Below are 12,079 nucleotides of genomic sequence, written 5' to 3' on the forward strand. Positions count from 1 at the left end.
GATCTAAGGGGCCACGAGTGTACGGACGCGGACAACGGGGATAAACCGCCGCCATGAACAACCAGCATCCCATCGACGACACCCGCCTGATCGCGCTGTTGCATGCCTATCTCGACGCCCGGTATCGCTGGCAGCATCGCGACGACTGGCACGACATCGTGATCGGACTGCCGACGCCGGGCCTGGACCTGCGCTATCCCGACGCCGCCGGCTATGGCCTCGTGTCGGCATGGAATCCGAAGTCGGTACCGCGTTCGCCGACCGAGAACCGCCGCTCGGACAAGGCCCTTGAAGCGGAGCTGAGCGCACTCGGCCTGCCGCACATGCCCGCCTTCGCCAGTGCCACCGACCGCAGCTGGCGCGAGCCGAGCTGGATCGTGTTCGGCATGGAAGCCGACGCCTTCGACGCACTCGCCCAGCGCTACGGCCAGCTCGGCACGCTGTGGTGGCCGCGCGAGACCTCGGTACGCCTGCGCATGTACGCCACGCGGCCAGCGGGCCTCGAAGGCGACCAGCACGTCGACTGGCTGCGCTGACGCAAACCCGGCCGCTGCGGATAGGATGACCGCGCGGTCGTCCGGGCCGCGCACCCACGGGCCCATCGCCGCCGCATGTCCGAATCCGCTGCCGTCCCACCGCTGCTCGCCGCACGCGGTCTGTGCTTCCTGCGCGACGAGCGGCCGGTATTCGGACCGCTCGATTTCGATGTCGCATCCGGCGAAGCCTTGCTCGTGCAGGGCGGCAACGGCGCGGGCAAGACCACACTGCTGCGCGTGCTGGCCGGTCTGCTGGAAGCCGACAGCGGCACGGTCGAAGTCAGCGGGACGCCGGTCGCGCGTGCGATGCGCGCCGGCGTGATGGCCTATCTGGGCCACCTGCCCGGGCTGAAGGCCGATCTCGACGCAGTCGAGAATCTCGATTTCCTCGCCCATCTGCAGGGACGGCGCGTCAGCCAGAGCGCCGAACGCGCGCTGGCGCTGGTCGGACTCGCCGCGCAGGCGCACCTGCTGGTGCGGCAGATGTCGGCCGGACAGAAGAAGCGCCTGTCGCTGGCGCGGCTGTGGATGTCGCCGGCGCCGTTGTGGCTGCTCGACGAGCCCTACGCCAACCTCGACCTGCAGGGCATCGAACTGGTCAACCGCATGGTCCGTGCCCAGCTCGAAGACGGTGGCGCGGCCCTTGTGACCACGCACGGCGCCTACGCCGCGCCGCCGGTACGCACCCGCGAACTGCGGCTGGACGCGGCCGCATGAGCGCGACACCGACCCTACCCGGCAGCGCGGCGGCGCTGATCGCCCGCGATCTGCGCCTGCTGTGGCGCAGGCGCGGCGATGCGCTGCAGCCCGCGCTGTTCGCGTTGCTGGTCGTGGTGCTATTCGCACTGGCGCTTGGCAACGAGCCTGCAACGTTGCGGGCAGTAGCACCCGGCGTGCTGTGGGTCGCGGCGGTGCTGGCGGGCCTGCTCGCCCTCGACACGCTGTTCCGCGGCGACGCCGAGGACGGCTCACTCGAACAGTGGATGCTCAGCCCCGTGCCGTTGGCCTGGCTGGTGCTGGTGCGTACCGCGGTGCACTGGGCGACGACGACGCTGCCATTGCTGGTTGCCACCCCGCTGCTGGCCGAACTGCTGGGTCTGCCGCGCGCGCAGTTGCCGGTGCTGCTGGCCGGCCTCGCGCTGGGCACGCCGCTGCTGAGCCTGCTCGGCGCGGTGGTCGCGGCGCTGACCATCGGCATGCGCCGTTCCGGTATCCTGCTGGCACTGTTGGCCCTGCCCCTGTACGTTCCGGTGCTGGTGTTCGGTGCCGGCAGCGTCGCGATCGCGGCGCAGGGGCATGATCCCTCCGGCGGGCTGTTGCTGCTCGCCGCGGGCCTTGCCGCCGCGCTCGTGCTGGCGCCCGTCGCTGCGGCGACCGCCATCCGCATCGCACTCAATTGACCGGCCCCGCGACGGGTCTGGAGGGCCCCGTCGCCGACGTGCAATCCGTCCCGCAACGCCGCGCCACGCCCGCGACCGCATGTCCGTCATGCGCGCGCCGAGACCGCAAGCCCGCCACGCCCGCACGCCTCGCCGAATGAATCCTGTCCTTCGCTGGTTCCATCAACTCGGATCGCCCCCCACCTTCGACCGCTTCGCGCGGCGCTGGGCGCCGTGGGCCTTCGGCCTCGGCTTGGCAACGATGGCCGTCGGCCTGTACGGCGCGCTGTACGTGGTGCCGGCCGATTACCAGCAGGGCGACAGCTTTCGCATCCTCTACATCCATGTGCCGAGCGCGTGGATGAGCCTGGCCGTGTTCGCGGCCATGGCGATCTACGCCGCGATCGCACTCGTCTGGCGGATCAAGCTCTGCGAAATCCTCGCGATGGCCTGCGCGCCGATCGGCGCCGCGTTCACCGTGATCACGCTCGCCACCGGGTCGATCTGGGGCCGGCCGATGTGGGGCACCTGGTGGGACTGGGACCCGCGCCTGACCACCGAGCTGATCCTGCTGTTCCTGTATCTGGGCGTGATCGGCCTGTATCACGCGATCGAGGACCGCCGCACCGCTGCACGCGCGGCCGGGCTGCTGGCGATCGTCGGTGTCGTGCTGCTGCCGGTGATCCGCTATTCCGTGGTGTGGTGGGACTCGCTGCACCAGGGCCAGACGATCCGCGTGTTCGGCGAATCGAGCATCGACGGCAGCATGCTGTGGCCGCTGTTGTGGATGGTAGTCGGCACCAAGTTCTGGTTCGTCGGCTCGCTGCTGGCGCGCGCGCGGGCCGACAACCTGCGCCGCGAAGCCGGCAAGGACTGGGTGCGGGCGCTGGCCGCACCGATCGGAGACCGTGCATGACCTATATCGAATACGTCGTCGCCGCCTACGCGGTGTTCGCCGCCGTGCTGGCCTGGGATTTCGTGGCGCCGCGCATCCGCACCGCGCACCTGCTGCGCGCGGTGCGTCTGGTGGCCGCGCGTCGGGCCGCGGCGATCACCGTGGCAGCTGATGACGCCGCGGAGCTGCGCCGATGAATCCGGTCCGTCGCCGCCGCCTGCTGTTCGTGGTCGCGATCGTCGCGGCCAGCGCGCTGTCGATGACGCTGATCGCGTTCGCCCTGCAGCGCAATGTGTCCTATCTCTACACGCCGCACGAAGTGCTGGGCGGCATCGCCGGCGCCGCGGTGTCCTCGGGCGAAGCGCGGTTCCGGCTGGGCGGCATGGTGGCCGGCGACTCGTTCTCGCGCGCCGAAGGCTCGATGGAAGCGCGCTTCCGGGTCACCGACGGCGATGCCGAACTGCCGGTGCGTTACACCGGTCTGCTGCCGGATCTGTTCCGGGAACACCAGGCGGTGATCGCGACCGGGCGCATGGACGGCGACACGTTCGTCGCCGAGCAGGTGCTCGCGCGTCACGATGAGACCTATGTGCCCAAGGAAGTCGCCGACAAGATGGGCTTGGCGCACGACCGGCACGGCATCGTGACGCCAGCCGACACGGACGCCGCGCAGTGATCGAAGTGGTGCGTGGCGCGCATGCCGGAGTCGCCGATGCTGCCTGAGATCGGCCAGATCGCCCTGCTGCTGGCGCTGGTCGCAGCCTTGCTGCAGACGGTGCTGCCGTTGCTGGGCGCGCATCGCGGTCTCGCGCCCTGGATGGCAACCGCGCGTCCCGCCGCGTACGCGCACTGGGCGCTGACGTTGATCGCGTGGGCGATCCTGACGGCCGCATTCGTGCAACAGGATTTCTCGGTGCGCTACGTCGCCGAGAACTCCAACTCGCTGTTGCCGATGGTCTACCGCTTCACCGCGGTCTGGGGCGGCCACGAAGGTTCGCTGCTGCTGTGGGTGTTCGTGCTGGCGTGCTGGAACGCAGCGGTCGCGTGGTTCTCGCGCTCGCTGCCGGATGTGGTGCTGGCGCGCGTGCTTAGCGTAATGGGCATGGTGTGCCTGGGCTTTCTCGCCTTCCTGATCTTCACCAGCAACCCGTTTGAACGCATCCTGCCGATGCCGCTCGAAGGTCGAGATCTGAACCCGCTGCTGCAGGATCCGGGGATGATCGTGCACCCGCCGATGCTCTACATCGGCTACTCGGGTTTCATGGTGCCGTTCGCGTTCGCGATCGCCGCGTTGCTCGACGGCAAGGTCGACGCGCACTGGCTGCGCTGGACGCGGCCCTGGACCAACGTGTCGTGGGCGTTCCTGACGATCGGCATCGCGCTCGGTTCGTGGTGGGCGTACTACGAACTCGGCTGGGGCGGCTGGTGGTTCTGGGATCCGGTCGAGAACGCGAGCTTCATGCCGTGGCTCGCAGGCGCGGCGCTGATCCATTCCCAGGCCGTCACCGAAAAACGCGGCAGCTTCCACGGCTGGACGCTGCTGCTAGCGATCGCGACGTTCTCGCTGTCGCTGCTGGGCGCGTTCCTGGTGCGCTCGGGCGTGCTGACCAGCGTGCACAGCTTCGCCGCTGACCCCACGCGCGGACTTTTCATCCTGGTGTTCCTCGGCCTCGTCGTCGGCGGATCGCTGCTGCTCTACGCGCTGCGCGCGCCCGATGGCCGCGACGGCAAGCCCTTCGCCGCGACCTCGCGCGAAACGTTGCTGCTCGCGAACAATCTGCTGCTGGTCGCGGCCTGCGCGATGGTGCTGCTGGGCACGCTGTATCCGCTGCTGGCCGATGCGCTGAATCTGGGGAAGATTTCGGTCGGCCCGCCCTACTTCGGCCTGCTGTTCCTGCTGCTGATGGCGCCGCTGATACTGCTGTTGCCGTTCGGTCCGCTGACACGCTGGCAGAACGAAGACATGAAGCGCCCGCTGCGCATGCTGCTGCCGTGGGCGGCACTCGCGCTGATCGCGGCGACCCTCGCGTTCTTCACCGCGCCGCAGGGGCCGTGGAAGGTCGCGATGGGCGTGGCGGGTGCCGTTTGGGTGGCCGGCGGCACCGCACGGTTCGTGTGGACGCGCCTGCGCGCGCCGGGCGGCCGCATGGGCGCGGAGATGACCGGCATGGTGCTCGGACATCTGGGCATCTCGGTGTTCCTGGTCGGCGCGCTGCTGGTGGAAGGTCTCAACGTGCAGCGTGAAGTTGCGCTGCTGCCGGGCCAGTCGCTGGAAGTCGGACGCGATGCGTTCGTGCTCGACAGCGTGGCGCATCACGTCGGCCCGAACTACGAATCCGATCGCGGCACGGTGCGCATGCTGCGGGGCGACCGGCTGGTGACTACGCTGCATCCCGAGAAGCGCACCTACGCCAGCGGCGGCCAGGTGATGACCGAGACGGCGATCCGTCCCGGCGCCTTGCGCGATGTCTATGTCGCGCTCGGCGAACCCCTGGGCGGTGGCGCCTGGGCGCTGCGCGTACACGTCAAACCTTTCGTGCGCTGGGTCTGGGCAGGGGCGCTTCTGATGGCGCTGGGCGGTTTCGTCACCGCCGCAGACCGCCGCTTCCGTCGGCCGCGCCGGGAGAAGACCGCATGAGCGCGCCCCGCGCCTCGCGCGCACGTTGGCTGCCGCTGGCCGCCTTCGGCGTGATCCTCGCGCTGCTGGCCGCGGGTGTGTGGCTGAGCCGCAATCCCGATCGTGACGCCCTGCCCTCGCCGTTGATCGGAAAACCCGCGCCCGCGTTCCGCCTGCCGGTGCTCGGTGCACCCGACCAGTTGGTCACGCAGGACGACCTGCGCGGCGCCCCGTATCTGCTCAACGTCTGGGGCAGCTGGTGCCCGGGCTGCCGCGAAGAACACGCAGTGGTCAACGCATTCGCCGGGACCGGCCGCGTACGCGTGGTGGGCTTCAACTGGAAGGACGAACCCGACGACGCGACGCGCTGGCTCGCGCAGTTCGGCAATCCCTACGACCTCGTGCTCGCCGATTACGACGGCAAGGCCGCAATCGACTGGGGCATCTACGGCGCGCCGGAAACCTTCCTCGTCGATGGCGACGGCACGATTCTGTGGAAGCATGTCGGTCCGATGACCGAGGCGACCATCCGCGAACAGCTCATGCCGCACGTCGAACGACTGGAGGCTCTGTGAGCCGCGCCCTGTTGCTCGCGTTGCTGCTGTGTCTGGCCTGGCCGCAGGCGGCGCACGCGCAGGTCGCGGTCGACGCCGCGCCGCTGCGCTTCGAGGACATGGCCGAGGAACGACGCTTCCACCGCCTCGTCGCCGAACTGCGCTGCGTGATGTGCCAGAACCAGTCGCTGGCCGATTCCAATGCGCAGATCGCCCACGACCTGCGCCGTGAAGTGCTGACGCTGATGCGCCAGGGCAACGACGATGCGGCGATCAAGGCGCATCTGGTCGCGCGCTACGGCGAATTCGTGCTGTATCGCCCGCAGGTCGGCCCATCGACGTGGCTGCTGTGGTTCGGACCGCTGCTGCTGCTTGGCGCCGGAGGCCTGGTGATCTGGCGCGTCGTCGCCTCGCGCCGACAGGCCGCGCCGTTACCACCCGACGATACGGAGACGTGGTGATGCTGCTGTTCGTCGTGCTCGCGATCGTGCTGACGCTGGCGACCGTGGTCGCCCTGACCTGGGGATTGCGCCGGGGCGCGTCACGGGTCGCGCTCGCGGTGACCCTGCTGGTGCCGGTGCTCGTGGCCGGCATGTACATGCTGGTCGGCACGCCACAGGCGCTCGATCCCGCCGAGCTTGCAGCACCCGATTCACTCGACGATGCGATCGCGCGGCTGGAAACCGATCTGCAGCGCGATCCACGTCAGCCCGAAGGCTGGCTGCTGCTGGGCCGCGCGTATGCGGGACTCGAACGCTTCGATGACGCGCGCGACGCGATCGCACGCGCGGCGAAACTCATGCCCGAGGACGACGCCGTACAGGTCGAAGCTGCCCAGGCCAGCGCACGCGCGGCGCCGGATCGGCGCTTCGATGCCGCCGCGGTGCAGACACTGCGCGATGTGCTCGCGCGCACTCCCGACCATCAGCATGCGCGCTGGTATCTGGGTATCGCCCAGCGCCAGGCCGGCGACGACGCCGGCGCGGTGGCGACGTGGACGCCGTTGCTGCCGCTGCTCGATGGCGCCGCTGCCGACGCGCTGCGCACACAGATCGCAGTCGCGCGCACCGCTGCCGGCATGCCGGCGGACACCGCATCGCAGACCACAGAAGTGGCGCCCGCCGGCGCACATTCGGTGCGCGTCCGCGTGCGACTCGATCCTGCTGTCGCCACCCTGCCCGGCGACGCGACGGTGTTCGTCATCGCCCGCCAACCCGGCGGCCCGCCGATGCCGGTCGCCGTACAGCGCCACCCGGTCTCCGCGCTGCCGCTGGACATCGTGCTGGGGGACGGCGACAGCCCGATGCCGACGCAACCGCTCTCCGCGCTCGATGCGGTTGAGATCGTCGCGCGCATCTCGCGCAGTGGCGATGCGTCGCGTAGCGAGGGCGATTTCGAATCCGCGCCGGTGCGGGTGAAGCTGCCGACGGACGCGCCGGTCGACGTGACTGTCAGCGCGACGCGGCCTTGAAACCCGCGCTTGGTTGCCCTCTTCCCGGTGCAACCGTGATCATGGCCGTCCTCCTCTGCCCCGGACTCCGGGTAATCGCGCGCAAGCGCGCTCCTACAGCACGATGACCGAATTCATCCCACCGGGCAGCCGGTTTGTCGATCTGCCCTCGCCGTTTCCGATGAAGCGCGGGGGCGCGCTGCGTGGCGCGCGCATGGCCTTCGAGACCTGGGGCACGCTCGACGCCGCGCGCGGCAACGCGATTCTGATCGTCACTGGCCTCTCGCCCGATGCGCACGCCGCCAGCCACGCCGACGACGCCACCCCCGGCTGGTGGGAAGCGATGCTCGGCCCGGGCAAACCGATCGACACCGATCGCTGGTTCGTGGTCTGCGTGAACTCGCTCGGCAGTTGCAAGGGCTCGACCGGCCCGGCATCGACCGATCCGGATACCGGTGCGCCGTACCGGCTTGCGTTCCCGGAACTGTCGATCGAGGACGGCGCCGATGCGGCCGCGCATGTCGTCGCGTCGCTCGGCATCGAGCGCCTCGCCTGCGTGATCGGCAATTCGATGGGCGGCATGACCGCACTCGCGCTGCTCGCGCGGTTTCCGGGGCTCGCACGCACCCACATCAACATCTGCGGCGCGGCGCGTGCGCTGCCGTTCTCGATCGCGATCCGTTCGCTGCAGCGCGAGGCGATCCGCCTCGACCCGATGTGGCAGAACGGTGCCTACACCGAAGCGGCGTACCCCGAAAGCGGCATGCGCATGGCGCGCAAGCTCGGCGTGATCACCTATCGCTCCGCGCTGGAATGGGACGGGCGTTTCGGTCGCGTGCGCCTCGAATCGGACCGCCGCGAGGACGACGAGCCGTTCGGCCTCGAATTCGAAGTCGAGAGCTACCTCGAAGGTCATGCGCGTCGCTTTGTGCGCCGCTTCGATCCCAACTGCTATCTCTATCTCAGCCGTTCGATGGACTGGTTCGACATTGGCGAAAGCTGCGGTGGCAGCACCGACGACGGACTGGCGAAACTGCGCATCGAACGGGCGCTCGCGATCGGCGTGCACACCGATATCCTGTTCCCGCTGCAGCAGCAACAGCAGATTGCCGACGGCCTACGCGCCGGCGGCGTCGACGCGACGTTCCTGCCGCTGGAATCGCCGCAGGGCCACGATGCCTTCCTGGTCGACATCGCGCGTTTTGGCCCGGCGGTCGCGGACTTCCTTGCTGCACTGCCGCCTGCAACCGCCAGTGCTGCGGGCTAGACTGCAGCGATGCGTTTCGAATCCACTGTGACCGATCAACCTGATATCCCCTTCGCGGGTCGCGAGCGCCTGATCGCAGCGGTCGATGCCGCCGTCGCGGCCGGTGACGATCATGCCGTCACCAGTGCGCTACGCAGCGCCATGTGCGCCTTGATTCGCGATCCCGCAGTCGAGTTGCCGGCCTGCACGCAATTACCGGTCGACGGCCATTACGCGCGCCGGGAGCTCTACCGCAGCCCGGCGCACGGCTACAGCGTCGTCGCGATGACCTGGGCGCCGGGTCAGGGCACGCCGATCCACGATCATGACGGCCTGTGGTGCGTGGAAGGCATCTGGCGGGGCGCATTGGAAATCGCCCAGTACGAACTGCTCGAATCCGAAGGCGAGCGCTTCCGGTTCCGCGCGGCCTCGGGCATGCAGGCCGGTGTCGGCAGCGCCGGCAGCCTGATTCCACCGCACGAGTACCACACGATCCGCAACGCGAGCCAGGATGCGGTCGCCGTGTCGCTGCACGTGTACCAGGCGCCGATCGTGCATTGCGCGCGCTTCCGTCCAGAAGCGGACGATTGGTATCTGCGTTACGACGCCTCGCTGGTGGTCGACACCGTCGACTGAGCATCGCGCGCCTCGCATCCGCGTGAACGTGAACAGGGAGGCGCATCCTGCGACCCCAGCCGCTACAGTGACCCGGCTCCTCCCGCTGCTTCTCCGTCGAGGCCGATGACCCGATCGCTGCTGACCGCCTCTCTGGCGATGTTGCTTGCCGCCTGCGGCCAGTCTCCCGACGTGCCCGATGCCGACGGTCGCGCCGTCGATGCGCTGGTCGACGCGCAGTTCGATGCGTTTCTCGCCACCGATCCCGAGGCCATGACTGTGCTCGGCATCGACAACCCGGATTCGCGGCTCGCCGCCGGCCGGCTGACCGATGCCTCGCTGGTCCGTCGCGCCGAACTGCGCGATACGCTCGCAGCCAATCTCGCCGCACTCGACGACATCGACGACGACGCGTTCGCACCGCAGCAGCAACGCACGCTGGAGATGGCCCGCTGGTTCTATCGCAGCCAGGCCGATCTGCTCGGCTTCGACTGGTCGCCGGCGTGGCTGCCGCTGGGCACCAACCTCTACGCGGTCGATCAGCTGTCGAGCATCCCGATGTCGCTGCCGGGCTTCTTCGAGAGCGCGCAGCCTGTCACCGGCGCGGCTGAAGCCCGCAATTACGTCGCGCGCCTGCATGCGGTGGCGACGAAGCTCGATCAGGTGCGCGACAACCTCGATCTGCAGGCGCGCCACGGTGTCGTGCCGCCGCGCATCGCGCTCGAAGGCGCGGCGCTGCAGATCCGCGATCTGGTGCGCGTCGGTGTCGACGCCAGTCCGTTCGTGCGGGCCTTCGCGCGCAAGCTCGACGGCGCGCAGGGCATCGACGCCGCACTGCGCGAGGAACTGCTGCGCGATGCGCGCAGCGCGATCGAGGACGCCACGTTGCCGGCCTATGCGCGGCTGCTCGCCCGCATCGAAGCCGCCATCGCCACGCAGGATGCCGACAACGGCGTCTGGGCGCTGCCCGATGGCGCCGACTATTACGCTGCCGCGCTCCGCTGGAATACCGGCGTCGGCATCGATGCGACCCAGTTACACGCCCTCGGCCACGACGAGGTCAGCCGCATCCGCGGCGAGATGGCTGCAATCGTCCGCGACCGCCTGCCGTTGAGCGACATCGACACGCCGCCCGGCGACACCGGCGTGGACGCGGCGAAAGCTGCCGACGCGGGCGTATCGGACGAAGACCGCGAAGCCCTGCGTGCGTTGGTCCAGGCGCGCCTGGATGCGATCGAAGACCGCCTTCCCGGCTACTTCAGCGCACTGCCGACCCAGCCGCTCGACGTCCAGCTGGCCCCGTCCGGTACCAGCGGCACGGCAGCCGTCTACTACATCCCGCCCGGCGGTGACGTCCGCCCCGGCACGCTGATGATCGATGTCGCGCAGGTGCGCGCCCTGCCCGAAGGCGGCTTGCCGACGCTGATCTATCACAACGGTCTGCCGGGCCACCATCTGCAGGTCGGCCTGGCCCAGGCGCAGGTCGCACTGCCGCGGCTGCGGCGCAGCCTCGCTCCGACCGCGTTCACCGAGGGCTGGGCGATGTATGCCGAGCGTCTCGCGGTCGAAATGGGCGTCTACGACGATGATCCCCAGGGCGACCTCGGCCGCTTGCGCGCCGAACTGGTCCACGCCGCCAGACTGGTCGTGGATACCGGTCTGCATTCCGAGCGCTGGAGCCTGGCGCAGGCGCAAGCCTATCTACGCGATGTCGCGGGCATGAGCGAGGCGCAGGCGCGTACCGAAGCGCAGCGCCAGCTGGTGCGTCCGGGTCGCGCATGCGCGCACACGGTCGGCCTGCATACCCTGCTCGCACTGCGCAGTCATGCGCGTCAATCGCTGAAGACGCGTTTCGACCTGCGCGCCTTCCATGGCGTGCTGCTGGACAATGGCGCTCTCCCGCTGGATGTAGTTTCGCGCGCGGTCGATGCGTGGATCGCGGCATCGAAGACCGAGGACGCAGGCGGGGCCGGCTGACCAGCCCCGGGTGTCAGTCGGACACGAGCTGTTCGACCTCGATCCGCAGCGTGCGGCCGCCCTCGATCAACCAGGCGCGACCTTCAACGACGATGCCCTCGCCCACGTGCGCTTTCTCGACAAGCCCCTCCTCGACAGCGCCGCCCGACGCAGCATCAAATCGGACCTGTTCGGGCATCCGCGACACCGGTTGCGGCACGTCGGGACGCAGCGCAGCTGCTTGCCCTTCGACGTTCGACACCATGTAGCCGTTCGGGCACGGCGCGCGCACGCAGCGGATATTGCTCAGGTGCACGCGGAAGACGCCTTCGGCCAATTGCACCTGGCCGTTCGGCTGCGACGGTATGGTATTCGCGCCAGCGGGCACCGCGATCTCGCGTTCGGCGACCGGCTCGGCATCGACGGCACGCGCCCCCGGCTGGCTTGCGCATGCGGCCGCGCCGAGCGGCAGTATCACCGCGAGCAGAACACGCATCCGACGCACGCGCGCAGTCGACGTGCGCGATCGCGCAGGCATCCAGGCCGCTGACGGATGCGGCGTTTTTCGATCGTGCATGTCCCCTCCCGGGCTCCCGGCCCTGCGCCGGCACGCGCATGATGCCGACCCGCATGTTTGGAGAACGCAAAGACGCCGGGATTCAGGCCGCGGCGCGCTTCCGCTATACTCCCGCGTCCGTGCCGGAGTGGCGGAATGGTAGACGCAGCGGACTCAAAATCCGCCGCCCTTAAAAGCGTGCGGGTTCGAGTCCCGCCTCCGGTACCAGTCGACGGCCCGCGCATGCGGGCCGTTGCCGTTTCTGGGCCGTCGAA

At 69.3% G+C, this 12,079-nt stretch carries 14 protein-coding genes and 1 tRNA gene; 14 read left to right on the top strand and 1 reads right to left on the bottom strand.

Annotated features, from left to right (window positions below; all coding sequences use genetic code 11):
- The first annotated feature begins 53 nt into the window (after positions 1 to 53).
- The 13 genes from J2W68_RS08895 to J2W68_RS08955 all read left to right on the top strand — a co-directional run bounded on the left by J2W68_RS08895 (position 54) and on the right by J2W68_RS08955 (position 11,269).
- Positions 54 to 536: a DUF3293 domain-containing protein gene (locus J2W68_RS08895; RefSeq protein ID WP_310234761.1), complete on the top strand. Its 483-nt coding sequence runs from the start codon at positions 54 to 56 to the stop codon at positions 534 to 536.
- A 75-nt stretch (positions 537 to 611) separates the two neighbouring features.
- The gene (gene ccmA, locus J2W68_RS08900) at positions 612 to 1,253 is read left to right on the top strand and encodes a heme ABC exporter ATP-binding protein CcmA (protein WP_310234763.1); all 642 of its coding nucleotides are present in this window, start codon (positions 612 to 614) and stop codon (positions 1,251 to 1,253) included.
- Positions 1,250 to 1,936: a heme exporter protein CcmB gene (gene ccmB, locus J2W68_RS08905; RefSeq protein ID WP_232115139.1), complete on the top strand. Its 687-nt coding sequence runs from the start codon at positions 1,250 to 1,252 to the stop codon at positions 1,934 to 1,936. Before ccmA ends, ccmB begins: the two co-directional genes overlap by 4 nt.
- Before the next feature lie 136 nt (positions 1,937 to 2,072).
- Entirely contained in the window at positions 2,073 to 2,831 is a 759-nt protein-coding gene (locus J2W68_RS08910; protein WP_310234767.1) for a heme ABC transporter permease, read from the top strand.
- Positions 2,828 to 3,007 (top strand): heme exporter protein CcmD, encoded by a 180-nt coding sequence (gene ccmD, locus J2W68_RS08915; RefSeq protein ID WP_310234770.1) that lies wholly within the window; start codon positions 2,828 to 2,830, stop codon positions 3,005 to 3,007. The genes J2W68_RS08910 and ccmD overlap by 4 nt, the downstream gene beginning before the upstream one ends.
- Complete coding sequence (gene ccmE, locus J2W68_RS08920; protein WP_310152918.1) at positions 3,004 to 3,486, top strand: cytochrome c maturation protein CcmE; 483 nt, start codon at positions 3,004 to 3,006, stop codon at positions 3,484 to 3,486. Before ccmD ends, ccmE begins: the two co-directional genes overlap by 4 nt.
- 36 nt (positions 3,487 to 3,522) lie before the next feature.
- Positions 3,523 to 5,448, top strand: a complete 1,926-nt coding sequence (locus J2W68_RS08925) for a heme lyase CcmF/NrfE family subunit (protein WP_310234772.1) — start codon at positions 3,523 to 3,525, stop codon at positions 5,446 to 5,448.
- Positions 5,445 to 6,002 carry a DsbE family thiol:disulfide interchange protein gene (locus J2W68_RS08930; protein WP_310234774.1) on the top strand — a complete coding sequence of 186 codons (558 nt, stop codon included), beginning with the start codon at positions 5,445 to 5,447 and terminating at the stop codon, positions 6,000 to 6,002. Before J2W68_RS08925 ends, J2W68_RS08930 begins: the two co-directional genes overlap by 4 nt.
- Positions 5,999 to 6,442 (top strand): cytochrome c-type biogenesis protein, encoded by a 444-nt coding sequence (locus tag J2W68_RS08935; RefSeq protein WP_310234776.1) that lies wholly within the window; start codon positions 5,999 to 6,001, stop codon positions 6,440 to 6,442. The genes J2W68_RS08930 and J2W68_RS08935 overlap by 4 nt, the downstream gene beginning before the upstream one ends.
- A complete protein-coding gene (locus tag J2W68_RS08940; RefSeq protein ID WP_310234778.1) occupies positions 6,442 to 7,452 on the top strand; it encodes a tetratricopeptide repeat protein in 1,011 nt (336 codons plus the stop codon). The genes J2W68_RS08935 and J2W68_RS08940 overlap by 1 nt, the downstream gene beginning before the upstream one ends.
- 103 nt (positions 7,453 to 7,555) lie before the next feature.
- A complete protein-coding gene (metX, locus tag J2W68_RS08945; RefSeq protein ID WP_310234781.1) occupies positions 7,556 to 8,698 on the top strand; it encodes a homoserine O-acetyltransferase MetX in 1,143 nt (380 codons plus the stop codon).
- A gap of 27 nt (positions 8,699 to 8,725) precedes the next feature.
- Complete coding sequence (locus J2W68_RS08950) at positions 8,726 to 9,313, top strand: cysteine dioxygenase family protein (RefSeq protein WP_310234784.1); 588 nt, start codon at positions 8,726 to 8,728, stop codon at positions 9,311 to 9,313.
- A gap of 105 nt (positions 9,314 to 9,418) precedes the next feature.
- Positions 9,419 to 11,269, top strand: a complete 1,851-nt coding sequence (locus J2W68_RS08955) for a DUF885 domain-containing protein (RefSeq protein ID WP_310234785.1) — start codon at positions 9,419 to 9,421, stop codon at positions 11,267 to 11,269.
- Between the two features lie 13 nt (positions 11,270 to 11,282).
- Here J2W68_RS08955 and J2W68_RS08960 read toward each other — a convergent pair whose 3' ends face one another.
- Positions 11,283 to 11,744, bottom strand: coding sequence for a hypothetical protein (locus tag J2W68_RS08960; protein WP_310234787.1), 462 nt, complete (start codon positions 11,742 to 11,744; stop codon positions 11,283 to 11,285).
- A gap of 202 nt (positions 11,745 to 11,946) precedes the next feature.
- Between J2W68_RS08960 and J2W68_RS08965 the strand changes: the two genes are divergently transcribed.
- A tRNA-Leu gene (locus J2W68_RS08965) sits at positions 11,947 to 12,032 on the top strand.
- Positions 12,033 to 12,079 lie beyond the last annotated feature (47 nt).

The organism is Luteimonas terrae (assembly GCF_031457535.1).
GTDB classification, from domain to species: Bacteria; Pseudomonadota; Gammaproteobacteria; order Xanthomonadales; family Xanthomonadaceae; genus Luteimonas; species Luteimonas terrae_A.